The organism is Mesorhizobium sp. WSM3860 (assembly GCF_002294995.1).
Taxonomy (GTDB): Bacteria; Pseudomonadota; Alphaproteobacteria; order Rhizobiales; family Rhizobiaceae; genus Mesorhizobium.
Window position 1 is genome coordinate 93,483 of the sequence record NZ_NSGF01000005.1, and the last position, 25,790, is coordinate 119,272.

Genomic DNA, 25,790 nt, shown 5'->3' on the forward strand with positions numbered 1-25,790 from the left:
TCCAGAACTCACACCGTCTGGAGACACAGAAAAGCCCCAGCGCAGAGGGTGATCGGCGCTAGGGCTTTCAGGCATGTACGCTGTACCAGCATGACCTTACGTTAGCTTGCGCTAATATCGTGAACGAAAAGTGAATCGCTGCCGCGACCCAGCCCCCCAAACCAGCGGATGAATGCGGCACCCTAGACCCAAGTAGCCGGTTTATTGATCGGGTTCTTCCCCTCCTAAGCACCACATCCGGAAACTGCGATGCCGCCACCTCTGCGTCGTCGGTGTAGTGTTGAACATGACACAGCTTTCTAGAGAGGGGACGGCACGGGAACGACGCCGCGCGGCTGGCACGGGGCGACGATACAAACTTGCTTGCCCACCTCTTGGGTTACATCGTGATGGGTTCGACTAGATCGGTATCATTCGTCACAAGATAGGCCACATCGAACGCATCGACGAAGGCGTCGCGGACGAGATAAGCGCCTAAATTGACGTCGCTGCCTTCTCTTCTGTTTTGGCCACCTATACCACCGCTGGGGGTGGCATATCCCAGATGTAGCCATCTGGCGTAGCCTGAGGCGGGCTTACCAATCCAGCCCATTTTTCCGAATACAAAAACCCCCGTTATGAATGCTGATTTCTGAGACCGTCCTCACCGCCGCCACCAACACCTGCTGGCGTTTTGGCGCATCGTTGTCGATCTTTCCTGACACAGCGGCTGTATAATATTGTCGGCGCCGACAGTCGTCCCCTAGGGTACCATTAGATCCGCCAAAGCCTTAAATTCAGCCACTTAATTGGGGCTGGTATTTGGTTCTTAGTAGAAATTAAAAGCATCGATATAAAAAATTGCCCTCATGGGCGCGCCCCGCCCCGCCTACGCAAGCCGCTCCGGATCTCGGTCACCGCATCACCGGCGATCGAAAGGAACAATCCAACAGCCGCGGCATCGGATGGGAGTTCGTCCATGTCTGCATCGATGACTCTTTGACGTGTCGCCTTCTCGAAAATCTTGCCGACGAGAAGAAGGAAAGCGCCTCCGCCTTTCCTCAAGGCTGCTCTCCCCTCTGTGCCGGTCTTTGGGATTACCGTCGAGCGTGTCATGACCATAACGGCCCCTGCTATAGGTCGAAGGCCTTGCCAAGGCTTGCCGCAAAGTCGGGCGGAAGCTCCACATCGAGCCGACCTTCATCCATTAGCTAAATCGCAGGGTTCTACGGCGCTGATCAAGAAGGCTTCCCAATCCATGCCATGGATGCCTGCCATCCAAACAACCAAGTTTACCGATACGTCATAATGCTGCATAGCGAAGTACCGGCGGACACTGACCGATCACTCCCTGCGTTGATCGTTAGATGAGCGCGCCAAGAGCTTCAATTGAAGGAGAGCTATGGATGCCCCTGACTGCCAGTGGAGTCCCTAACTTTCGTTCTGAGCTCCTGTTTGGGTCGTTCTGCAAATTTGATCGGCCGTTACCATGCTGAAGAGACATTACATGTGAATAGCAGGTGGCTGAGAACGATGGCGCTTTCAATAGAAGCTACTACCCCACCGCAATATTATACCTTACCTGTCCACCAGCAAAGCGAAGTCATGAAGTTCGGGTCAAGCGGCATTCGAGGTTTGGATTCGGAATTGCTCGGCAAGGCCAGCGGGCTTTATACCGAAGCTTTCGCCTGGCGTTTGAGTTCGAGCCAGGTTCAGCCGAATAGTTCGGTCTTCGTAGGCCGCGACCTGCGTGACAGCAGCCAAGCGATAGTCAACAATTGCATGGCGGCGTTGGCCGCAAATGGTTTCCAGCCGATCGATTGCGGCGCCATACCGACGCCTGCCCTGGCACTATATGCACGCAGACACGGCGCGGCGGCTCTTATGGTCACTGGGTCGCACATTCCAGCCGATCGCAACGGCATCAAATTCTACGGCCCGAATGGTGAAATCAGCAAGGCGGATGAGGCCGCGATTACGCGCTTTGTCGCCGAAAGATCAAATGCATATTGCTTGCCACCCGCTCCTCTGGGAACGACGTGGCCTATCCGCCATGAAGAAGCGATGGCCTGTTATCGAGAGCGCGCCAATGACATGCTGGAGCCGGGCTCCCTTTCCGGCCTAAGACTTGGAGTCTACCGGCACAGTTCGGTAGCAGCAAGACTTTTGGTGGAAGTTCTTCAATCGCTCGGCGCCGGCGTGGTCGCCGTCGGGAAAACTGAAACTTTCCTGCCTATCGATACCGAAGCCGTGGATGCAGCCACGATTGCAAAATTGAAAGAATGGATCCGCGAATTCAATCTCGATGCCATCGTGTCGACCGATGCGGACGCTGATCGGCCACTCATTGCCGATGAAAATGGCGATCTGTTTCGCGGCGATCTGGTTGGGCTCGCCACGGCTCTCTTCCTGAAGGCGGATACCGTCGTGACGCCTGTGACCTCCAATTCCGGCATTTCGAAAGCTTTCGGCTTCGACGTTCTGAGGACAAAGGTCGGGTCGCCATTTGTCATCGAAGCCATGGAGGCGTCACATCGTGCCGGCAGCATCGTTGTCGGCTTCGAGGCCAATGGTGGCGTTCTCCTGGGGTCGGATTACACGGCGAACGGGAAGACTTTGACCGCCCTGCCGACGCGGGACTCGCTTCTCCCCATCCTGGCTGTTCTCGGTACCATGGCATCGACAAAGAAGAAGCTGTCGCAACTGCGCGAGCTCTGGAAGCTTCCGGTATGCGCGAGCGACCGGCTGCAGGATTTCTCCGCCGAGCGTTCAAGCAGATTGATGGATCGCCTCGCAAACCTCGACGCGCTGCAGCAATTTCTCGCCCCGTTCGGGACCGTAGCCGAAGTCGACAAAACCGACGGCTTCAGGGTGCGTATGCGCACAGGCGAGATCATACACCTGCGGCCCTCCGGCAATGCACCCGAACTGCGCTGCTATTCGGAAGCTTCGAGCGAGAGCAGAGCCACGACGATCGTCGCCTCGGTGCTGAAAAGAGCACAGGCATTCTCGTCGCAGACGGTAGAGGGCATTTGATGAAAGTGGTTCCTGTCATCATCAGCGGCGGAGCCGGCTCGCGGCTGTGGCCCGCCTCCAGGCAGTCGCACCCCAAGCCTTTCCTCAAGATGGCCGACGGGCATTCACTCATTCAGCACAGCGTCTTGCGCGCGGCTTCGATTGTTGGGGCGGCCGAGCTCGTCACCGTGACCTCCAAGGACCATCTCTTCCTCACGAAAGACCATTTTGACGAGCTGGATTCCGTCGTGCTCCCACGCACCTTCCTGCTCGAGCCGGAGGGCCGGGACACGGCCGCCGCGGTCGCCGCGGCGACCATCCACGCCAAGGCGACACAGGGGCCGGATGCAATCCTGTGCATTTTTCCCGCGGACCAGATGATCGGCGACCTGGCGGCCTTTGGAAGCGCCATCAGTCGGGCGATCGAGCATGCGGGGCAGGGGCGCATTGCAACCTTGGGCATTAATCCAGAAAGGCCGGACACGGGATTCGGCTACATCGAGGCCGATGGCGAAAAAGTCGTCCGTTTCGTAGAGAAGCCGGACGTCGAGACCGCCAAATCCTATGTCGCCTCCAAACGTTTCTTCTGGAACGCCGGCATCTTCTGCTTCAAAGCGCAAGTCATGCTCGATGAGATGGCCCTGCATTGCAAGGAGGTGGTCGATGCCGTTCTCGGCAGCTACGAGAACGCCGCAGTCATTGACGGCGAGCGCTTCGCCAGCATCGAGCTCTCGGCCAAGCATCTCGCCGTGGCTCCGCGCATCTCGCTCGACCTTGCGGTGATGGAAAAGGCGCACAATCTCGCCGTTGTCCCTTGCGAGATGGGGTGGAACGACATCGGTTCCTGGAACGCAATGGCCGAACTGATCCCTCCCGACGAGAGCGGCAACAGGATCCGCGGCGATGTCCATCTAGTGGACACGGTCGACACCTACATAAGCTCGGACAAACGAATGATAGGGACGGTGGGCGTCAGCGACCTGGTGATTGTCGATTCCCCCGATGCGCTGCTCGTTGCATCCCGCGATCGCGTCCAGGACGTCAAGAAACTGTTCGAGGGGCTCAAGGCTGCGGGACACGAAGCGCACTTGCTTCACGGTACCGTGCACCGGCCCTGGGGCACCTACACGGTTCTGGAGGAAAGCGAGCGCTTCAAGATCAAGCGTATCGAGGTTAACCCGGGCGGGCGTTTGAGCCTGCAGATGCACCATCACCGCTCCGAGCACTGGGTCGTGGTCAGCGGCACTGCGAAAATAGTCAACGGCGACCAGGAGCTACTCCTCACCACCAATCAATCCACCTATATCCCGTGCGGCCACAAACACCGGCTCGAGAACCCCGGCAATATCGGCTTGGTTATGATTGAGGTCCAAAGCGGCGAATATCTAGGCGAAGATGACATTGTGCGGTTTGAGGACGTATACGGCCGAACCTGACAGTCCGACGTCTACAGGTCGTGATCAGAAGGGAACTTCGTTGAGGTTTCCGTTTTCTCGTTAAGCTGTGACGTGCCGAGTTGAAGCGAGAAGGTTGCGTTGATTACTGGAACGGTGAAGATGCTCCCATTCGGCCGAAATGCCGGTTAAAAGAGCTATTCGGTCCATTACCTGCGCTGTCAGACGTCCCCTTCAATAAGGACAATTTGGAACTCAGTTCCTTCGGCGCATGGCACCTCTATGCCCTTCACGCGTGTGCCTCGCTAAGATAGCCGACCGTCCGATCGACCAGACAATGCATTGCAGTCGGTCGTGGGCCGGTCGATGCGCAGTATATCTGCGAAATCCGGATCGGAGGTTTTGGATTCCCAAGTTTACGGCGAGGACAAAAACGTCACCGCACAGATTGGCGTTCAAAGCGATGCCACCGCGATCATCGCTGGCGAGTTGGTGCACTCGGCGGGCGCCACCCCAGCTTCCTCAGAAACAGAGTTGCCATTCAGGCGGCGTTTATAGGGCCCCGATCTCAAAATACGGCTGTTCTCGATCGAAGGCTCGGCGGGGTCTTCTGTCCGACCAACTTCGGACATTGATCCTAACAGCATTTGCCACGCGCAAGGGCTATTGTGCATTGCACAAAATCCGACCCGCAGCTAGACGTCCTTCCGCTGCGGGAATCGGGCTTGGAACCCAGCGGCGGGGCAGCGAGAACCGAGGCTTCGTCGATATCGCATTCATAGCTGAGGACCTTCATGACCCTTTCGAGCCCTGACAAATCCGGCACCGCTAGTCTCGAGGCCATCGCGCGAGACGGCGGCGTTCTGCGCCGCATCGCCGTGCGCATTCCCACCTATCTGTCGGACATTCGGGAGAACCCGGCATGGCTGCCGATGTTCGTGCTGGCCCGCACCATGCCGGCCCGCAGGATGCACTGGCGTGGGGCAAAGCCGGTTTGCGTGTCGCAAAAGGCCCACGACACGATGTTTGCCGGCGTCGATCGCCAGGATGTTGTCGAGTCGCTGCGGTCGGACGGGCTGTTTTGCGGGCTCGTCCTTCCGACTTTCATCCATGAGGAGATCGCCGCCTTCGCCCGGTGCACGCCTTGTTTCGGCAATTTCGATCGGCGTTTCGAATTCATGCCTGAGGACCATGCCGGGGCCGAGAAGCGTTTCGGCCGTTCCTTGCTCAGCGGCCACTATTTCGAACGCATCCTCGGCTGCGAGGCAGCGGTCGCAATCCAGAACGACCCGCTGCTGCTCGACATCGCCGCGCATTATCTGGGCGCTCAGGCGAAACTGATCACCACACGCGTGTGGTGGAGCTTTCCCACCGGCCAGGCTTCCGACGCCGACAAGAACCGTGCCTCGCTGGGGAAGTATCATTTCGATCTCGATGACTGGCGGATGCTGAAATTCTTCTTCTATCTGGCGCCGGTCGACGAGGGCACCGGCCCGCATGTCTATGTCCGGGGCAGCCACAAGCGGCGCATCCTCAAGCATCAACTGACGCTGCTCGTCGGCCATCCCGCGCATGAGGTTCTCAACGTCTATGGCGATGACAGCCCCGTCACGCTGACCGGCGAAGCCGGCCTCGGCTTTGTCGAGGATCCGTTTGGCTTCCATATGGGCACCGTGCCTTCGCGCACGCCAAGGCTGATGATGGAAGTCGGCTTCGGCGTGTCCCCGCCCTCGCGCCGGCGCTTCCACGGCGAGCCGGTCATTCGCTGATCTCGCAAAAGTCCTGAAAACAGCTTTCCCCAGATCACACGCCTGGTTCTCCCTTGGGCTAGCTGGTGCCATGGCGTCGTCATGGGATCAGCTGGCACACTGGATCGAGGTCACTCCGGTTGGGGGCCTAGACTGACCCAGATCAAGGCCATGTCCTTGTCGGCGTGGTTTGATCGGCCAGTTCTTCAGGGGAAACGCATGTGCTGACCGACAGCCTGATCGTCGCTCCCATCATCTTGACAATCTGGACCATACGGCGGGCAAATGACGCTTCACCAGCCAGGAACCGACGCGAGAAACGCGCCTGAGGCGATGCGGCCGGCCATGGATCGCAGCGCGATCGATGTGCGACATACGGCTCGACTCCAGCAGCGTTTCGCGAAGAGAGCCGACGCGCAGGCGGCACGCTGATGTCTGGCCTTGACGACAGCTTCGACATCATTGTGGTTGGCGCCGGGCCGGTCGGTCTTTCCTTCGCCGCATCGCTTGCCCACAGCGAGCTCAAACTGGCGGTTGTCGAAGGACAGTCCCTGGAAAGACTGGCAAGTCCGGCTTTCGACGGTCGCGAGATCGCGCTCACCCACGCCTCGATTGGCATCCTTCGCGAGCTCGGCGCCTGGGATGTTATCCGCGCTTCGGACAAGTCACCGCTTCAAGGCGCACGCGTCCTCAACGGATCGAGTCCCTTCGCGCTGTGTTTCGATTCGCCGGGCCGATCCGCAGAACCACTGGGCGTTCTGGTCCCGAATTGCCGGATCCGCGATGCCCTTTTCAAGATCATCCGCTTGCAGGGCCATGCCCGGCTGTTGTGCGGCCACTCGGTCGTTCGTGCAACAAACAGCCGCCAGGGAGCAGTCATAACGCTCTCCAATGGCAGGCAGCTGACCGCCCGGCTTCTCGTTGCTGCCGATTCGCGATTTTCCGCCACCCGCAATCTGCTCGGCATCGGCGCCGATATCAATCGGCTTGGCAACTCGATGCTGATTTGCCGGGTGAGGCACGAGCGCCCCCACAACCAGATCGCTATCGAATGGTTCGATCATCATCAGACGGTAGCGATGTTGCCCCTCGCGCAAGGCGTGTCGTCGCTGCTTTTGACTTTGGCCTCAAACGAGGCCGACGGACTGCTTGCCCTTGACGAGGAGTTGTTCCTGATTGAATTGACAAAGCGCTGTCGAGGGCGTCTCGGCAAGATGAGCCTGGCAAGCCAACGCCATATCTACCCGTTGGTTACAACCTGGGCGCACAGGTTCCGGGCGCCCAGCGCCGCATTGATCGGCGACGCTGCCATCGGCATGCACCCGGTGACCGCGCATGGCTTCAACATCGGCCTCGGCGGCCAAAAGCATCTCGCCCGTGCTATCCAGACAGCATGGCTTGAGCGTCGCGACATTGCCGATCCCGACATGCTCCACAGATATGAAAGCCGATTGCGCCTGTCGGCGGCGCCGCTCTATCATGCTACGAATATCCTCGTCGGACTCTACTCAAGCGAGCATCCGGCGGCGCGGCTAGCAAGGCATGTGGGGCTGCGCCTCGGACAACATCTTCCCTTTGTCCGTCATGGCATTGCGGCCATGCTGAGGCGGTGAACCCCGGTCACCTTGGTGTCATCATCAGCATGGCGGCGTAGCCCCAATTTTTGACCCGCGCAACGCGCAGCCGGCTCCTGCTTGCACGCATGTCGTTCTCAACTGGATACGGCGCAGCCGGCATACGAGACCTGTCCACCGCGCGAATTGGAAGCAGCGGTCCACGGCAACGGCATCGCAGCCCCTCGTCAAATCGATCGGACAGGAGGCAGCTCAAGACGACAACCTGCGCCGCCTATCAGGCGACCTCGCCATCCGGGGGCGCCCTCCTTTCCGCTCTCAGGTGCTTTCACCGACAGTCCGGTTGACAGGCAACACTCGAGAGCATTGACCGACGATTTCTGTAGGCGAGCGCGACAATCGCGCCATTGGCATGCCGCCTCGCCGCAACTTGTCGAGCCAGAGGCTTCCCGGAGCCTGTTGCCACCGGCCAACCAGAGCTGCGATCGTGCCTCAAAGGTCGCAATGTTTGCTGAAGCCTGACAGTCGGGCCCATCCTCCACTTGACCGCGGCTTCGGCACGGGGGCGCAGCCACGCGCTGGCCGTCTTGAAGCAGGTTGTGTCACCGACAGCTGCCGTCGATGCCGTCGCTCCATCGGCCCAATCGAGCACGACCAGAAGGTTCAGAGCAAGGCCTTTGAAACGCATGGTTTTAGCATCCAAAGCGTGGATGCTGGCGATCTAAACAATCAATTTTACCAATCTGTGCGGGTCGTTCATAGACCGCCCACATGACATGCACCGCCGCTGCACCAACCGCGTAGTGCGTAAAAGAACCCGAAAAAGAGGAAGTCTTCGCATGCGCTCTGACGTGCAGTGGAGGTTGTGCTGGGAAAATGAGTTGCGGCTTTCCGATCATCTCGAACTCTCTGAGTTCTTCCAGAAGATCTATGAGCCTGTCGGAGCCTTTAGTGCAAAGGCTTTCGCAGGCGGTCGAAGTTGGGCCGGTGCTAGGCCGGAGGTCCGCGCAATCGGCTATGATGTGCACGGAGTAGCAGCTCACTTGGGCGTGCTGCGCCGATACATCAAAGTTGGCGACGCTGATCTGCTTGTCGCTGAACTCGGTCTATACGGGGTGCGTCCGGATCTTGAGGGGCTAGGAATCGCCCATTCGATCAGCGCGATGTATCCAGTGCTGCAGCAGCTTGGCGTTCCATTCGCTTTCGGCACGGTTCGGCACGCGCTCCGAAACCATGTTGGCAGGTTCTGCCGCAAAGGCTTGGCGAGCATTTTGTCGGGTGTCAGCGTGCGTTCAACCCACCCGGACGTGTACCCCGATCTTCCTCCCACGCGAGTCGACGACGACGTGCTCGTCATGGTGCTCCCAATTGGCCGCTCAATGAGCGAGTGGCCGGCCGGCACTTTGATCGATCGGAACGGTCCAGAGCTATGAAGAACACTCACAATGATATCAGTCACCGCGACCCGCCCCTCATCGCATTGACCGATCTGAATCCAGCCTTGACCACGGATTTATTGTCCGCTCGCTTCCTCAAATGCACTGAAAAACCTGACATCTCATGAACCTCTTTGTCCCAGCCAGTATTGTCGCCGTCTGCTCTTATGCGCTGCTGTCGACCGTCTATAAGACCGCGCAGGTGCTTTATACCCTGCCTGCAAACGTACCGCCGACGTCTGGCGAACCGGCCGGCTGTGAGCCTTGGCCGAGCGTCGATGTCATTATCCCGTGCTACAACGAGGCACCTCGCACCCTCTCGGACTGCCTGGCTTCCATCGCAAGTCAGGACTATGCCGGAGAATTGAAGGTCTATGTTGTCGATGACGGTTCTGGAAACCGCGATGCCCTCATAGGTGTACACGAGGAATACGAGCGCGACCCGAGGTTCAACTTCATTGCGCTCCCAAAGAATGTCGGAAAGCGCAAGGCACAGATTGCGGCGGTTCGCCGCTCGTGCGGAGATTTGGTGCTCAATGTAGATTCGGACACGATACTCGCACCAGACGTCATCACAAGGCTTGCGCTAAAGATGCAAGATCAAGCGATCGGCGCCGCCATGGGCCAGTTGGCGGCTAGCAATCGCAATGAAACTTGGCTGACGCGGTTAATTGACATGGAATACTGGCTCGCTTGCAACGAAGAGCGGGCAGCGCAGGCTCGGTTCGGTGCCGTCATGTGTTGCTGCGGTCCGTGTGCCATGTACCGGCGAACCGCGCTCGTTTCGCTGCTGGATCAGTACGAGACGCAGCGCTTTCGAGGGAAGCCGAGCGACTTCGGTGAGGACCGCCACCTTACGATCCTGATGCTGAAAGCAGGCTTTCGAACAGAATATGTCCCGGAGGCGGTCGCGGCGACAGTCGTTCCCAACAGCATCGGGCCTTATCTGCGTCAACAACTTCGCTGGGCCCGGAGTACGTTCCGTGACACGTTGCTGGGGCTCCAACTGCTGCGCGGCCTTAATATCTATATCACATTGGACGTGATTGGGCAGAACCTTGGACCATTATTGCTGTCATTGTCGCTCCTGGCGGGACTCGCCCAATTCGTAACGACAGGTACCGTGCCTTGGACGGCATGCCTGACGATCGCAGTCATGACTTTTATTCGCTGCAGCGTGGCAGCGTTTCGTTCGCGCCAACTTCGATTTCTCGGATTCTCGCTCCACACACTCATCAACATTTTTCTCTTGCTCCCATTGAAAGCATACGCGCTGTGTACATTGAGCAATAGCGATTGGTTATCGCGAGGCTCTGCGGCCAATGTGTCAAACACGGGTGGCGCCATTCCAAAGCACAACTTGGTGAGACCTGACGCAACTTACAGCGAACAGCAATAGTCACGTAGGTGGAAGAGCTTTGAGCCAGGACCAGGAACATCAAGTGTTGAGTGGGAAGTTGGGCCATGAGGATTTGCGGCGGCTCGAGACTGGTCCGATCGAACGGAAGTCTGAGGGGCCAAGAAGCGCGAAAAGCTCCCTGCCTGACTTTCTGTCGACCGTGGCGGTCGATTTTGCCGGCGTAACCAAGTCGTATGGGAACAAGGTCGTTGTCGACGAACTGTCGTTCAGCGTTGCGTCGGGCGAGTGTTTCGGCCTCCTCGGACCAAACGGCGCGGGCAAAAGCACGATTGCGCGTATGCTCCTTGGCATGACATGCCCTGACGCGGGCACGATCACGGTGCTCGGCGTCCCGGTGCCGGCGCGCGCTCGGCTGGCACGCAGGGGCATTGGCGTGGTCCCGCAATTCGACAATCTTGACCAGGAATTCACCGTACGCGAGAACCTGCTGGTGTTCGGCCGCTACTTCGGCATGAGCACACGCCAGAGCGAAGCGGTCATCCCGTCGCTTCTCGAATTCGCTCGCCTCGAGCGAAAGGCGGATGCGCGTGTCTCGGAACTTTCCGGCGGGATGAAGCGATGCCTGACGATGGCGCGGGCGTTGATCAACGACCCCCAGCTCATTGTGATGGACGAGCCGACCACCGGCCTCGATCCGCACGCGCGCCACCTGATCTGGGAACGGCTGCGCGCCCTGTTGGCACGCGGCAAGACGATTATCCTGACGACGCATTTCATGGAAGAGGCTGAGAGATTATGCGATCGGCTGTGCGTGCTCGAAAGAGGTCGCAACATCGCCGAAGGCCGCCCGCAGGCGCTTATCGACAAGCATATAGGATGCCAGGTCATGGAGATCTACGGCGGCGATCCGCGCGAGTTGCATTCGCTGGTCAAGCCACATTCTCAGCGCATCGAGATCAGCGGCGAAACCCTTTATTGCTATGCGCCAGACCCCGACCAGGTGCGCACGCAACTGCAGGAGCGTGCAGGTCTGCGTCTTCTTCTGCGCCCAGCCAATCTCGAGGATGTTTTCTTGCGGCTGACCGGGCGCGAGATGGAGGAGTGAACGATGATTGAAGGTTTTGCCGCGGCGCTGCCGGCCAATGCGTGGAACTGGGTTGCGGTGTGGCGCCGCAACTATCTGGCATGGAAGAAAGTCGCACTCGTGTCGATTCTCGGTAACCTAGCCGATCCGATGATCTATCTTTTCGGACTCGGCACCGGACTCGGCATAATGGTCGGCCACGTCGACGGTGCGTCGTATATCGCCTTTTTGGCGGCCGGCATGGTCGCGGTAAGTGCGATGACCGCCTCTACCCTCGAAACATTGTACTCCGCTTTCGCTCGCATGCATTCTCAACGCACATGGGAAGCCATGCTGTACACGCACGTTACCCTCGGCGACATCGTTTTGGGTGAACTGGCCTGGGCAGCCACCAAGGCCTTCCTGGCCGGTACGGCAATTACCATTGTCACCGTAACGTTGGGCTATGCAGCTTGGCCGTCCGTCCTCTATGGGCTGCCAATCATTGCTCTGACGGGGTGCGTATTTGCAAGCCTCGCGATGATCGTCACCGCACTTTCGCCCAGCTACGATTACTTCGTATTTTACCAGACGCTTGTGCTCACACCTATGCTGTTCCTGTCGGGCGCCGTTTTCCCATTGAATCAGCTGCCTGAGACCTTTCAGAAGATAGCGCGATGCATGCCGCTGTCACATTCGATCGACCTCATTCGTCCGATTATGCTTGATCGCCCGATCGCCGGCATCGCCCTGCACATCGGTGTGCTCGGCCTGTACGCACTCTTGCCATTCTTTCTCTCGATGGCGCTGTTTCGCCGCCGACTGATGCGCTGACGCGAAAGAGAAGGCGAAAACTCATGCGCTATGGACGCAAATAAAACGACGTCGCCAGTATGTGCGGCGAGGGTTTGGCTGGCGTCGATTCAATCTCACGACGCTATGGAACGACCGGCGTCTCGAGCACAGGATCTTATGTTGATCCCGGCGGACCCAAGAGAATTTCTTTGAGGTCAATGATGTCTGACTGGCGTTCGCCGGCGGCGAATGACGACGCAGCCGGTCTTTCTGATCGAACGGCCTCGAGACAGGCCAATTTAGTATTCCTGTACGACAAATGGAGAGCAAGATGCTGTGTCTAGGAGTGAACGGCGGATTGGACAAAGTCTATGAAAACAGGTTTCAGATTCCGAACACATTCATGCACGATGGCGCTGCGGTGCTCGTCCGGGACGGACAGGTCATTGCGGCAGTAGAAGAAGAGCGCCTCAATCGGATCAAACATTCCAACAAGCTCCCAATTAGTGCGGCTCAATACTGTCTTTCAGCAGCCGGGGTTCAGCTCAGCGAAATCGATCGTGTGGCGTTCTACGCTACCGAAGCCTACTCGAATGCCATGCTGGAAAACATGCTTGTTTCCCAGCCGGATGCCTCCATTCCGTTGGATGCTAAACTGTTGGTGCAGAAGCTGTTGGCGCAGGAATTCGGTACCGAACTTGACGCTTCGCGCATCTCGTTCGTAAGTCACCATCAGGCGCACGCCGTGAGTGCTTTTGCAATGTCGGGCTTCGAGCAAAGTCTGATTTTTGCGGTCGATGGCTCTGGTGATTTCCTGTCGGGCCTTATGGCGATAGGATCCGGTACTGAAATTAAGCAACTAGCGACTTTCCCAGAGAACAATTCCCTTGGGCAATTTTATCTCGAGACGATCCGGTATCTCGGCTACGGCTTGTTCGATGAGTATAAGGTAATGGGGCTTGCCCCCTACGGCGATCCCGTTCCGTATCGCGAGCTTTTCGAGCAGTTCTATGAACTGTCAGCAAACGGCGAGTATCGCGTCCACCTGGACCGCATCGGCCCGACTTTGCTCCGCAGCATTCAGGTTCGGCAAAAGGGAATGCCATTCACCCAGCAACATAAGGATGTGAGTGCGTCGTTACAGGAGGCGCTCGAACGCATCGTGTTTCACATTCTTCGGCATTATCGTGAGGCCACCGGGATGACGCGGTTGTGCCTGGCCGGGGGAGTCGCGCACAATTGCTCCATGAACGGCAAGCTGCTCTATTCAGGACTTTTCGAAGACATCTTCGTGCAGCCCGCATCGCATGATGCTGGGTGCGCACTTGGCGCTGCACTAATCGCGTCTAATGAGCTGGGCCGCCCCGCGCCGCGTGCGCGATTGCAGGAGGTTTATTGGGGGCCGGATCTCGCGAGTGATCACGCTGTCGAAGAGGAACTAAAGGCATGGGCGGGGCACCTGGAGTTTGAACGCACCGAGGAAGTGGCGGATAGGGCAGCCGAGTGGATGGCGGGTGGCGCCGTGATCGGCTGGGTGCAAGGTCGTTCGGAGTTCGGGCCGCGCGCGCTCGGAAATCGCAGCATTCTTGCCGACCCCAGGCCCGCCACAAACAAGGACCGGATCAACGCTATGGTCAAGAAGCGGGAAGGGTATCGCCCGTTCGCCCCATCAGTGCTGGAGGAGGATGCGCGCGAATTTTTCGACCTCCCGGGGAGCGCGTGCGAATTTCCGTTCATGAACTTCGTAGTTCGTGTGCACGATTCCAAACGTGGTTTGCTCGGCGCCATCACGCACGTCGACGGTACGGCTCGGCTGCAAACAGTATCGCGCAAGGCCAGTCCTGCCTACTGGAACCTCATCAATGCCTTCAAGCAGCGGACGGGCATCCCAATGCTGCTCAACACGTCCTTTAACAACAATGCCGAGCCCATCGTAGATTCAGTTGCAGACTCGATTGCCACGTTCTTGACGACAGAGCTGGATGGACTTGTGGTCGGGCCGTACCTCGTCAAAAAACGGGCCGCAACGCTGCAGGACTGGACTGCGCTCGCGGTTTCATTGCCGCCTTATGTATCCCTGCATAAAGTCCGCGAATACACGGCGCAGGATCGCCAGGAGACCGTCTGCGAAATTCGAACGGATAACCGTGACTGTGCGCGTATATCACATGACTTGTTCGATCTGCTGACGCGGATCGAAGGCGAGGCCGTGCTCGCGGATCTCCTCGACACGATTACGCTGGATCAAGCCAAGCGCGAGGCTCTCACATCAGAGCTGAGACGATTGTGGGAGCAGCGCCACGTTCGGATGCACCCCTCACAAGCTGTTCGCGTTCACCAGAAATGATGCCAGAGCCTGGACGACCGATACCAGCTGCCGAAACACCGGTCGTCCAAGAACCTTCTTATGACACGCCGCCTGGTGCCGGGGATCCGGAGCAATTGGCCGAACACCCGGATCCTGATCCACAGCCATTTATTGCAATCCGCAGGTCTTCGACTGGTGCCGCGCCAACTATATGGACTTCAGCCTCGGCCTGGCGCTCACACGACCTGCGCAAGGCATGTCGCGGATCTGGAGTCCCGCACAATGGCGCGCTTCGAGGCGTCGGCGAAAGGCGAGTCCGAAGATCAAATTCGTTCACGGAGCCGGCAGTTGGAGCCGCGTCGAACGCGTTATCGCCTCGTGTCGAGGTCAGCGAATGAGGGCGTGGCCAACGCGAGCTGTTGGACTACTACGGGCGCATTGGATGTCGAAAATAAAACCGTTGATGTCGGCAGATCCGGAGGAAGGGGTTTGGCCGGTGAGGCTCTGAAGCGACCAGGTCGAAGCGATCCGTGGCGGCATAAGCCAGGCGATAAGGCGGCGCAAACTCGGATATCTGGCGGACGCGGGTCGGGCCGGCCGAGTGATTGATCGGACTATCGGCATCGCCAAGGATAAGCCGCGACGACGGGCCGCTCTCGGCGTCGGTCGATCTGAGCCAAGGTGTTCGAGCGCGAATGATAGCGCCGATATCCGGATGGCCGGGACGAGTGATGCCGTCCGTTGTCTGCTACTGCAAAAGCCCGATGTGACGGCCTGGCTCTCACATACCGAGCGTCTGAGTGCCTCCGGCAAGGGCTGAACAGCCTCGGCGAATATTTCCGCCGCTTCCTCGACCGTTTCAGCAGAACGGTCGGTCTGCTCCTTTCGCTCAAGCACCCCGTTGTGCAACATCTCCAGCCGCGCGGCATGGTAGAGAGCGGTGCGCTTCTCAAGCTGCGCCACGCGTCGCTGAAGGATTTCCGCGAGGAACGTTGAACGTCTTCCTAGCGTGACGCGAACCTCAGTTGGCAACGCCGATCTAATCCATGCGAGTTCGACTGGAGCGCCGCAGCCTATCGCGCGGGTAGCCGAATTGGCCGCTCGCAAACTGTGCCAGTTTTTCAGTCTTGGAGCGGGGGTCGGGCTCGGGCATCGACTTCGGACAACTCTTGGCTTTCTGCAACAATAGCTGCAAACTGGTCCAGTTGGGAGGAAAAGAAATGGTCCAGTTTCCAAGTCCCGGTGGCTCAAACCGCTCGTACGGCATGGGTGCGCGCCAGATCTACGAATCGCTTCGCGAGCAGATCCTCAGAGGCGTCTACAACACCGGCAGCCAACTGCCCTCCTCACGTGGTCTCGCCGAGGAACTCGGAGTCTCGCGGACGACCGTCACCGCTGCCTACGAGCAGCTGGCGGCGGAAGGTTTCATCGACGTCCGTCAAGGCGCGCGCCATCGTGTCGCGTCCTCGCTGATCGGACCTGAGCTAACGGCCAATCCCCAAAAACAGGCCGGCCCGGGTCACTTGTCAAACTATGGCGAACGGCTGCGTGGCGCTCGGCGCTGGCCGGATTACCTGCCCAACAGGCTGAAGATCGATTTCCGATATGGCGACCTGGCGCCCTCAGATTTCCCGGCATCCGTTTGGAAGCGCACGATGAACGCGGTGATGGCGCAGCGGCCGGCACGGCTCGCCTACGACCATCCATGCGGTTCGCGCCGGCTGCGCCAGGCGCTTCAGGGCTATCTCTGGCGCGCTCGTACTGTGCGCTGCGACCCTGAGCAGATCGTCATCGTCAATGGTTCGCAGCAGGGGCTCGATCTCTGCGCGCGCCTGCTGCTCGACCCAGGGGACAGCTTCGTCATTGAGGACCCCTGCTACAGGATGGCGCGCGAGGTCTTTGCCAGTACAGGTGCCACGCCGGTTCCCGTCGAGGTTGACGAGCACGGCATACAGACGGAGCAACTGGCGGGAGTCGCGGCCCGGCTTGCTTATGCGACGCCGTCGCATCAGTTTCCGCTCGGCGGCGTCATGCCGATCGCGCGGCGGCATCAGCTTCTGGAATGGGCGCGGGACGAGGGCGCCTACGTCATCGAGGACGACTACGACAGCGAATATCGCTACGATATCAGCCCCGTTCCCCCGCTGCACAGCCTGGAGGATCATGGGGCCGTCATCTACCTAGGCACCATCTCCAAGACGCTCTCGCCGATGCTGCGCATCGGCTATCTCGTCGTGCCGGTGGAATTGCAGCAGGTTTTCGAAACTGCCAAGCAGTTTGCCGACCGGCATTCTCCGATAGCCGAGCAGGAGTCATTGGCCTCCCTGATCGAGAGCGGCAGCTATGAAAACCATGTGCGCCGCGTGCGCCGCCTCAACGGCGAGCGCCGGGAGGTATTGCTGACCACCATGAAACGCAGTTTTCAAGATAGGATCGCCGTCCAGGGGGCAGAGGCTGGACTGCACGTCGTCATATGGTTCAACGACCTGCCGCGGTCGCGCGAAACGCCGTTGGTCGAAGCCGCGCGATACGCGGGTCTAGGTCTGCACCCCATTTCGCCGCTTTATCATCGGCAGTCGGGAGCAGGCGAGGCCGATCGCGTCGGGCTTGTCATGGGCTATTCCGCCTTGGGCATCCGGCAGATCGAAAAAGGCGTCGAGATGCTGCGGGACGTCGTCGCTCAACTTTGAGACGCTTACGGTTTCCGCGCGCGGGCAGGCCACGTTCGTGGGTGCTCGCCGAAAACAGTCATCGTCGGAATAATTGACAGCCGGGCACACGGCCGCGCTCATGGCCGGCTGACTTGGGGTTGATCTGCTTGCCACCCCATGAGGTTGCGCTCGGTGGGTGCGTCGCACGACCAGGAGGTTCAGATCATGGCCTTTGTCTCGTCTATCCGCAAAGTGGATGCTCGTCATCGAAACAATCGATTTTGCCGATTGAAAGGACGTCGCATAGAAGAATTCAAGATGCGGCCTTAGGTGGTGTTTGTCGGTGTATGCGTTTTCTGGTGTGTGCTTTCCTGCTCTGCGCCGAACTCTAAGCGAGCCGCTCTGCTTTTCGACCAGATCGTCGGTACCGCGTGGCGGCCATTGCGTCTACGTTCGCGAACGAGCCCACTCCGGAGTGCCGAGCCTCGACCTGCACGTCTCGCGCGTTGAGCACGTGCTCTCTTGGCTATGCCGATTGCGCGGCCGATGTCCGGTACAACAATTGAGGATACGCAGCTATGAAGCATCTTGATAAGATATGTGAGGTGCAGAGTGAATGCGCTGATGGAACCGGCCGTCCGAGCGTTTACCTGACGTTTGACGACGGTCCCGATCCATTTTTCACACCACAGATACTCGATGTGCTGGCGCAAAACGGGGTGCCAGCGACTTTCTTCGTCATTGGTGCCTATGCCGCAGAGCACCCGGATCTCATCCAGCGAATGATCGCAGAAGGGCACGAGGTGGGCAACCACACGATGTCTCATCCGGATCTGTCCAAATGCGGCTTGGGCGAAGTGCAACGTGAGGTATTTGAGGCGAACCGTGCCATCATGGGAGCATGCCCGCAGGCCTCGATCCGCTACATTCGCGCGCCATACGGCGCCTGGAGCGAAGAAGTGTTCACTGCGTCACAGATCGCCGGGCTGGCTGCCCTTCATTGGTCGATAGACCCAAGAGACTGGGCGCGGCCCGGCACCGACGCGATCGTCGATGCAGTGCTCGCTTCGGTCCGGCCTGGCGCAATCGTGCTCTTGCATGACGGTTGCCCTCCCGACGATTCCGGCACTCAAGCCGGTCTGCGCGACCAGACCGTTGTGGCGCTGTCCAATCTGATTCCGGCATTACATGCCAGCGGATATGAAATTCGCTCGCTTCCAGTACATCACTGAAACGCAAGATCCTATGCCTGCTTTCCCAGCCTTTATCGTGTGGCCTTGCTTATGAAGGGCTTGCATATGATCCACTTCGCCATAAATTTTTTATTGGACTTGCCGGAGGTTTACATCGCGCGCCTTGGGGATCGCGGATTACGTCCACAAGGTTTGGCCAACCAAGCCGCCGTTGCCGTTATAAGGGGTACGCCCGACCGCTCGGCTGCGAATCAGGCCGGTCCTCCGACTCGCGCACCCCGCTGTGGATCTGCTCGTTGATCGTCACGATGATCCGGCGCGCGACGCCATCTTTCACCTGGCCGAGTTCGTGGTGCAGAACGGCGCTGCTGCGCCGAGCCGCGCTCCTCCCACCTGGTAATGGCGCCGCCGACATTGACATACGCCCACATGCGGCCATGCGGGCCTGCAAGCGAATGCGGTCATGGTGATTTTCGCCGCCCACCGCTCGCAGCCGATGATGAGGGGAGGGACGCAATCGCGCAAAGGTGCGTTCCTCTGCCACGGCCGTCACAACAATTTAGCGAATCCAAAGCATCAAGTCTCGCCGCCGTTTGAATAGCAGCGCGGCTTCGACCGGCGTGCAGATGTCGACATCGCGCCCGGACTGTCACAATCAGGCATTTCGAAGCACAAAAGGGCGAACACGGAGAGGCTGTAATGACGCTGGTTCGTGTTTGCTCTCCGATACGAGCGTACCTCAATCCCTACATCCGTCATGAGTGAGATGGTCTGGTCATTCGATGGAGTGGGTTGGCCAAGCATGCTTGCCAGCTGAGAGCGCCCGTTACACCCGGACAATATCAGACGACAGCAACTTCAGTTCAGCGTTCACCAGAATGGATTTGGTCTCTTGCGCTAATATTTGCTTTGAGAGATGCTGGCCTCAGCCATGGGAGGGGTTGGGGGGATATGCAAATAAAGGTGTTGCCGGCACTCTGTGCGGCTGCCGCTCTATGCGGCTGTCAAACTAGCAACCAAGCAGATTACGTTCAGATCGGGTATGGGCCGAGTTTCGATGTCGCTCATGCACAGTGCGAACTTCAGAAAAGGTCAGTAGACCAAGGCTATATTGCTATCGGGTCGCCGGGGTTTGTTGCCGGTGCCGGGGTTGGCAATGCTATCGGCAATGCGATTGCCGAGGATGATTTCATGAGAAATTGTCTCATCATCAGCGGTTGGAAGCGAGCGCCGCATGGACAAGCTGGCGCGGCAGCAGCGCCGGTTGTTACCGGTGCATCGGCTACGCCCTATGGGATTGCCCGCGCGCCTGGCAGTTGGATCAACACCGCGCTGTTGGACTGGAAGGATGCGAACAACAAATGCGTTGCTGGTGACAAGGCGGCTTGCGCCACGCGAGCTAAACTTGGAGTGAAGTTGAAATCAGCCGGCATCAATCCCTCCCCGGTGTAAGGCGGGAACGACGCTATGCGAAGGAAGATCTCGATGTGCGTCGCAATCGTGGCCTTGAGTGTTAGCGGCTGCGCGGCCGACTATCTCAACAACTACGACACGATGACGTTGGCGTCAGGTGACTCCGCTCGCCAGAACCAGCTTCTCCAGACGGTCGACCCGTTCAACCCCAACAGCAACAACACGAAGATCGAGGGCGACGGGCAGCGGATGACGGCTGTCATTCAAAAGTACCGCGGAACGGCGCAGCCGGCATCTGCCTTGCCAAACACCGGCGCCGATCTGGACTGCGCCGGCGGCAGGGGCAACAACCCCGTCGTCCAGGGACCTGTCTCGGTCGGCCCGTCCGATCGCAACCGCCTTGACCGTGATCACGATGGCGTGGGTTGCGAGAGGTAGGGGAGCAAAATGAAATTCGGGATCCGCAGACCAAGCATCAAACGCAGCTTGGCGGCCAGAACATCCGTCAAGCGTATGGTGAAGCAAAGTCTCGGCATGAAGGCTCCACGCGGTATGGGATGGGTCACCGACCCTAAGCGAGCCGCTTACAATCGGGTCTATGACCGCACCACCGTCAGTTTCTGGAGCCTGCTCAAAAGGTTGTTTGGCGGCAGATGAAGCAACTCCGCGCCAAGCGCTCTCGCGCCAGCCGTTGGGCAAGCGTGCCGCTCCGCCTCGTGCTGGTAACTGTGGCGGCGGCTACCGCCCTGGTGACGCAGTTTGTCATGCACAACACCGGCTCGCTGCCAGAGATCAATTTGCAAAACCTGATCAAGCCGAAGCCAGTCGCGATTGGTGGAGTCGCCTCGGTCATCGATGGCGATACGATCGAGGTACATGGTCAACGAATACGTCTCAACGGTATCGACGCGCCGGAGAGCCGCCAGTACTGCGACGATGCGAAGGGGTTCGAATATCCCTGCGGCCGGCGTTCCGCCCAAGCGCTGGATGAGTTCCTGGCTGCCTCCAGGCCGATTCACTGCTCGTTCGTTACGTGGGATCGCTACGGGCGCTTTGTCGGAGATTGCACCCGGTCCGACGGCGCCAACGTGGCGGCGTGGATGGTCGAGCATGGCGAAGCTCTCGATTGGCCGAAGTACAGTCAGGGCGAATATGCAACGCAACAATCGAAGGCCAGTGCTGCGAGGGTCGGTTTATGGGTGGGATCTTTTCAAGCGCCGTGGGACTGGCGAGCGCAACATAGTGACGACGGGCCAACGACTGCACCGCTTTCAGTTTTCAGTAGCGGAAATGCCGGCTGCAATATCAAAGGCAATATATCGGCTGAGGGCGAACGCATCTATCACATACCGGGACAAAAATATTATAGCGTCACCCTAATTAGCCCGGCTAAGGGGGAAAGGTGGTTCTGCTCGGAAGCCGAGGCCGTCGCAGCCGGTTGGAGACGGTCAAAGCGGTAGAGTTTCTCTACAGGACGGAAACCCCTCTTTGCACTTCGAGCTCGGTCCCTGCGCGAAAACAATGCCAGAGCTCCGCACTCGGATTCTTGAAGTAGGCCCCTTCGCGTTCGACCAGCCGAGAAAGCGGTCAAACGAGCCCATGTCTGAGGGTTCTGTTGCCGGCTTGTTCTACGGGAACACAACTCGTCCAGATCATAGTAACGATATTTCCAACTTGTTGACCGCCTTGTCCCGTTTCAGAAAATTTCCTGATGCAAGCCGAGCAATTAAATGGCAGGGTAAAAATGGGAAAGTAAAAAGGCGGGCGCCGAGTGAATTCAAGCATGAGCCAAAAGCTGGCCAGCTACGGCCAGTGGACATACCGTGGCGCTTGGGCGCTTGAGATTACAGCATCCATCATCGGTTTGGCCACCGGTCTGGCTTTGGGTGTTCAAGCCTTCGAAGCCAGCCAATCAGCTACGGCAATGGACTTGGTTCTGGCGAGCGCTCCTTTCTTCATTGTGTCGATTGCCGAACTCACCAAAATCCCGATCGCAACGCTTCTGTACAGCGCGTCCTGGTTCTGGAAGCCTGTGCTTTTGATCTTCCTGCTCCTGCTTGCCGGCATCACTTTCGAAACTGTGCTGCTTGGCCTGGAGCGCGCCGGCACTCTTCGTGAACTGCAATACGAGGAGATCGCCGATGAGATCGACACTCTCACCAGGGAGAACGCAAAGCTGACCGCCTCGGACGAAGCGGCAAAACAGACGGATCAAGTTGCCAAAGCAAAGGCCGATCTTGAGGAGGTGGGCACGCTTGCCGACAATGCGCGAAAGGAAATTCAATCACGCATCGGGGATGTTGACGCGGAACTACAGGCAACCACGGCACTGACGCCTGAGGCGGCAAAGGCAAGAGAACAGCTTAAGGATCAGGAGCAAAGGCGCACGGACCTAGTTGCCGAAAGAGACACAAGGGTCAAGCAAGCGGTCGAGGAATTTGAGCGGCAAAGAGACAGTTACGTCGAACGGATCAAAGACGCCAGGGAAAGCGGCGACGCGGCTTCAGCGAAGCGCTGGGAAGACGAGATCGGAAAGCTCGCTAATCCCCGCACGAAAACGGAGGCAAAGTACGACCCGCAGATTCAGAACCTTGATGAGCAGATCGCGGCTGCCCGCGCTGAGTTCGACCGGCTGAGGCTACAAAGCCCCAAGATGACCGATGAACAGAAGCAGGTGCTGCAAAATCGGCGTGTAGATCTGGAGAAGTCACTGGACGAGATTTCGGCCGATTGGGAGCGACGGCTTTCTCAAGCGCGAGGAGACCTGTCCGCGGCGCAGAGCGCCGAAGCGACTGAAGGAAAGGTGCTTGCAGCAAACCAGGCGAGACGCGACGAGATAGCAAAGCAACTCAACGAGCTTGAGAAAAGGCGAATCCCGCTGGCTCGGACTGATCAGATCCGGCGAATTGCAGCGCGGTGGTACAGCGAGAAGCCCGAACAGGTAAGCGAAGGCGAGGCAGGAAAGATAGCGGCCATTTGGTTTGGCTCGCTTGCGCTCATCGCCGGCCTTGCCGGACCGATCACCGCGATGGTGGCTCTCGGTCTGCAGCGCATCGCTGCACAGGCTGAATCTCGTTCCGAGAACCGGTTGTCACGTCTGATCAGGCGCCTGCTTCTAAGATGGCGCTGGCGCCGAGTGCGAACTGTCAAAGTCCCGGTCGAAGTGCCGGTTGACAGGGAGGTGGAAAAGCGCGTCGAGGTCCCGGTCGAAAAAGTGGTGAAGGAGATTCTGTATGTTCCAGTCCTCACCGACGATCCGGACGCGCTGCGCAAAGCATTGAACGAGGAATTGCCGGCCGACGTCGTGGATCTCGTGAAGGTAGCAGCAAAGGGCGGTCGCAAACGTGCTGGTCCGGCATAACACTGCACTCCTCGAAAAGGCGGTCGAGCTGGTCGTCAAGCGAGCGGCAATTCCCACTCTGGAGGCTGAAGCTGCAGCCTACGACAGGATGGCCCGCGCTAATGCCTTCCGCAGGATGATGACGGGCGCAGCCGTGGCGGTTGCTGCGGTCGGCATTGGTTATGGAGCAGCATTGTTCTTCGGGCGTGAGATCAGACCGCCAGTCGCGCCTGATAAGCCGGTCGAGAAGCACACCGACAGACTTGATCCGTCCGACATGACCACACAACCCAAGTCGGTCCGAACCGATCCACCTAAGGAAGCAAAGCCGGTTGAGCCTTCACCGGCACCGCTGCCCAAGCCTGACAAGGTGACCGAGGATTTCAACAAGTTCCTCACGAAGGAGGTCGACTTCGGGGGTGCTCACTGGACGCTTACATCGGGGCACTACTTCACCGAAGAGAACGATCCCACTTGGGATCGAGCGTGGTGCTACACCCGTCGGCTTGTGAACGGCGTCGACGTCAACACAGACCTTGTAAACCGGCTGACCCCAACGGCGACGCCCCAAGCTCCCATCGCGCCGCCAGCGACACTCGCATCAGTCGGGCTAAACGACGATTCCGCCAGGGAGCTTGCATCCAAATGTGCTTGGCTCGACGGCAAGGCTTTTAGCCCAGCAGACTTCCAGCTCCCTTCTGGACGGGCCGAAGCGGCCAAGAAGCTCATCGCGCAAGATGGTTGGGACGCGATGGGGTTCGACCTCCAAGGAATGCCGCTCATGAACCTCTCGTTCGATCAATGCCAGACCAGATGCGAGGGTGACGATCAATGTCAGGCCATCACCTATGACAAGAAGCACTCCGCGTGCTTCCTGAAGGGCGATGCCTCGATCCTGGTTAGGGCTCCGGACGCCGCCATGGCCGCAAAGCCCGCGGTCGCGAGCAAGGTCGAGTATTCCAGCCTAGTCTTCTACAAGAATACGGTGGTCGTAGGCGATTCCTATTCGAACGAGCCTAGCAATTATGCCAGTTGCGTGACTGCTTGCGCCGTGGATCAGAAATGCTTGGGCTTCAATTTCGATGGTCCGAACAACATGTGTTCGATGCTGAACCAGGTGTCCTCGCTCTCTGTCTTTAAGGGCGTGGCTTCCGGAACAAAGGCTGCCGGCAATCAATGACCCGATCCCTGACAGGCTTCCTCGATAGTCTGCAGGAGCCGCGGACGCCCTACAACTCGCCGAAGCGGCTATCGCAGGCGCTCGGCGTGAAGGTGCCAACCTGGCCCAGTTGACGGGGGTTCACCGCAACAGGCTCCGTAACCCGTCATCGGAGCGCCTGCAGGGTCGAATGCGCGAGATGGTGAAGGTGATCTCGGCTGCGACGGAACTTACCGGCGACATAGACAAGGCGATCTACTGGTATCGCAACGAACCGATCGCCGACTCCCGGACAGCCCCTGGCAAAAATGGGACTGTCCGGGCGCCAGATCGCTCGCATCGAGAAGAAAACCCCGCCATCATGGCAGCTTGCGGACATGAGTCATCACGGCCGGGCTGCGCGGCATCCTGTTCCCGTCGCTGCGTCATGCCGGTGGGGCACCAACCTGGTGATCTTTCCGGCCAACCTTGTCGACAGCGATCATGTCGCGGTTCACGATCCCGATCACCGGCTGCCACCCGACCAGTCGTCCTGTCCTGAGCCTGTCGCTGTGGCGCAAAGCGACAACGCCCAGGTGCTGCTAGCCGCCGGCGACCGACACAACTCATAAAGGGCGGCCGGCGAGTTCAGCGCGAATGTCATCGATGACCAAGTCAAGACACCCCTTGCCTACGACGCAGCGCGAGCACCTCGCGCGGCGCCGCTTCGTTGGCTGCAATGATCACCGCTTCGACGCGGCCCATCCATTCGGGCCAGCGCAGTTCCACCGGCTGATGTTCCGGTTCGGTCTCGAACAGCGACGGCTGATCGTTCGGCTTGCGGCGGGCGGACGCTTGGCTGATCGCGAGAGCCCAAACAGCCGGAAGGGGGTGCGGCCCGACAGCTCGCACACCGCCTCGAGCAGTTACAGTCGCTCGAACAGGCGCGGCGTCGCAAAGCCCGACAGGTTTTTGTCACAAGCGATCCGGCGACAGCATCTTCATTCAGGAGTAAAAATAACGCCGCCGGCGCCCTTGGCGCGCAGTTCTGGTGCCGCCGCCAAGAGTTTTCGGCGCGGCGACAGCTCGCCGGCCAGCCGGCAGGCACTTCAGCCAGCGCCAGGCAAACCGCCCGCTCAAAACGTTTGTTCCCAGCGCGGATGCGCTTGCCGCAACTATAAACCCTGCGTCAAGATTGCAGTGGCCAGAAGCCGCCCCAGCCAAATCGTCACAGCGCCCGAACATGAAATCATACCGGCCGGCGGACTTGCACGAGCTCGGCCGGCTGACTTGCACGGGGTCGGCCAACCTTGCACGCTGCAAGTGGAGCAGGCGAGTGAAGGAACACATGAATCGGGGAGGGGTCTTCAATATTTTGCCTTG

At 59.0% G+C, this 25,790-nt stretch carries 18 protein-coding genes and 3 pseudogenes; 19 read left to right on the top strand and 2 right to left on the bottom strand.

The genetic code is table 11. The features are described 5' to 3' along the window. Positions 1-379: 379 nt before the first annotated feature. Positions 380-592, bottom strand: coding sequence for an NYN domain-containing protein (locus CK220_RS31870; protein WP_095811557.1), 213 nt, complete (start codon positions 590-592; stop codon positions 380-382). Between the two features lie 299 nt (positions 593-891). Between CK220_RS31870 and CK220_RS32400 the strand changes: the two are divergent. From CK220_RS32400 to CK220_RS32405, 19 genes and pseudogenes are all read left to right on the top strand, one after another. Continuing rightward, a pseudogene (locus CK220_RS32400) lies at positions 892-1,009 on the top strand (IS481 family transposase); the annotation flags it as partial. Positions 1,010-1,584: 575 nt separating this feature from the next. After that, on the top strand, positions 1,585-3,015 hold the full coding sequence (locus CK220_RS11010) for a phosphomannomutase (RefSeq protein ID WP_095811559.1): 1,431 nt from the start codon (positions 1,585-1,587) through the stop codon (positions 3,013-3,015). Next, entirely contained in the window at positions 3,015-4,430 is a 1,416-nt protein-coding gene (locus CK220_RS11015; protein ID WP_095811560.1) for a mannose-1-phosphate guanylyltransferase/mannose-6-phosphate isomerase, read from the top strand. Before CK220_RS11010 ends, CK220_RS11015 begins: the two co-directional genes overlap by 1 nt. Before the next feature lie 752 nt (positions 4,431-5,182). Further along, the gene (locus CK220_RS11020; RefSeq protein ID WP_095811561.1) at positions 5,183-6,157 is read left to right on the top strand and encodes a hypothetical protein; all 975 of its coding nucleotides are present in this window, start codon (positions 5,183-5,185) and stop codon (positions 6,155-6,157) included. A gap of 410 nt (positions 6,158-6,567) precedes the next feature. Further along, positions 6,568-7,749, top strand: coding sequence for a 5-demethoxyubiquinol-8 5-hydroxylase UbiM (gene ubiM, locus CK220_RS11025; RefSeq protein ID WP_095811562.1), 1,182 nt, complete (start codon positions 6,568-6,570; stop codon positions 7,747-7,749). Positions 7,750-8,549: 800 nt separating this feature from the next. Next, complete coding sequence (locus tag CK220_RS11030; RefSeq protein ID WP_095811563.1) at positions 8,550-9,143, top strand: NodA family N-acyltransferase; 594 nt, start codon at positions 8,550-8,552, stop codon at positions 9,141-9,143. 127 nt (positions 9,144-9,270) lie between these two features. Further along, positions 9,271-10,545, top strand: a complete 1,275-nt coding sequence (nodC, locus tag CK220_RS11035; protein ID WP_095811564.1) for a chitooligosaccharide synthase NodC — start codon at positions 9,271-9,273, stop codon at positions 10,543-10,545. A 43-nt stretch (positions 10,546-10,588) separates the two neighbouring features. Further along, positions 10,589-11,611, top strand: a complete 1,023-nt coding sequence (gene nodI / locus CK220_RS11040; protein ID WP_095811565.1) for a nodulation factor ABC transporter ATP-binding protein NodI — start codon at positions 10,589-10,591, stop codon at positions 11,609-11,611. A gap of 3 nt (positions 11,612-11,614) precedes the next feature. Beyond that, the gene (locus tag CK220_RS11045; protein WP_095811566.1) at positions 11,615-12,403 is read left to right on the top strand and encodes an ABC transporter permease; all 789 of its coding nucleotides are present in this window, start codon (positions 11,615-11,617) and stop codon (positions 12,401-12,403) included. Between the two features lie 292 nt (positions 12,404-12,695). After that, positions 12,696-14,711: a carbamoyltransferase gene (locus tag CK220_RS11050; RefSeq protein ID WP_095811714.1), complete on the top strand. Its 2,016-nt coding sequence runs from the start codon at positions 12,696-12,698 to the stop codon at positions 14,709-14,711. Between the two features lie 1,181 nt (positions 14,712-15,892). Continuing rightward, positions 15,893-17,362 carry a PLP-dependent aminotransferase family protein gene (locus tag CK220_RS11055; protein WP_095811567.1) on the top strand — a complete coding sequence of 490 codons (1,470 nt, stop codon included), beginning with the start codon at positions 15,893-15,895 and terminating at the stop codon, positions 17,360-17,362. A 539-nt stretch (positions 17,363-17,901) separates the two neighbouring features. Next, a complete protein-coding gene (gene nodB, locus CK220_RS11060) occupies positions 17,902-18,555 on the top strand; it encodes a chitooligosaccharide deacetylase NodB (protein WP_095811568.1) in 654 nt (217 codons plus the stop codon). A 912-nt stretch (positions 18,556-19,467) separates the two neighbouring features. After that, entirely contained in the window at positions 19,468-19,968 is a 501-nt protein-coding gene (locus CK220_RS31370) for a hypothetical protein (RefSeq protein ID WP_126078968.1), read from the top strand. Between the two features lie 33 nt (positions 19,969-20,001). Then, positions 20,002-20,367 carry an excalibur calcium-binding domain-containing protein gene (locus CK220_RS11070; protein WP_245429109.1) on the top strand — a complete coding sequence of 122 codons (366 nt, stop codon included), beginning with the start codon at positions 20,002-20,004 and terminating at the stop codon, positions 20,365-20,367. 9 nt (positions 20,368-20,376) lie between these two features. Beyond that, positions 20,377-20,586, top strand: coding sequence for a hypothetical protein (locus CK220_RS11075; protein WP_095811571.1), 210 nt, complete (start codon positions 20,377-20,379; stop codon positions 20,584-20,586). After that, a complete protein-coding gene (locus CK220_RS11080) occupies positions 20,583-21,389 on the top strand; it encodes a thermonuclease family protein (RefSeq protein WP_176479055.1) in 807 nt (268 codons plus the stop codon). The genes CK220_RS11075 and CK220_RS11080 overlap by 4 nt, the downstream gene beginning before the upstream one ends. A 323-nt stretch (positions 21,390-21,712) precedes the next feature. Continuing rightward, complete coding sequence (locus tag CK220_RS11085) at positions 21,713-23,290, top strand: hypothetical protein (RefSeq protein WP_095811572.1); 1,578 nt, start codon at positions 21,713-21,715, stop codon at positions 23,288-23,290. Beyond that, the gene (locus CK220_RS11090; RefSeq protein ID WP_095811573.1) at positions 23,274-24,449 is read left to right on the top strand and encodes a PAN domain-containing protein; all 1,176 of its coding nucleotides are present in this window, start codon (positions 23,274-23,276) and stop codon (positions 24,447-24,449) included. Before CK220_RS11085 ends, CK220_RS11090 begins: the two co-directional genes overlap by 17 nt. Then, positions 24,446-24,726, top strand: a pseudogene (locus CK220_RS32405) (hypothetical protein); the annotation flags it as partial. The gene CK220_RS11090 and the pseudogene CK220_RS32405, both read left to right, overlap by 4 nt. Positions 24,727-25,036: 310 nt before the next feature. Here CK220_RS32405 and CK220_RS11105 read toward each other — a convergent pair. Beyond that, positions 25,037-25,271 (bottom strand): annotated as a pseudogene (locus CK220_RS11105) (segregation and condensation protein B); the annotation flags it as partial. Between the last annotated feature and the right edge of the window lie 519 nt (positions 25,272-25,790).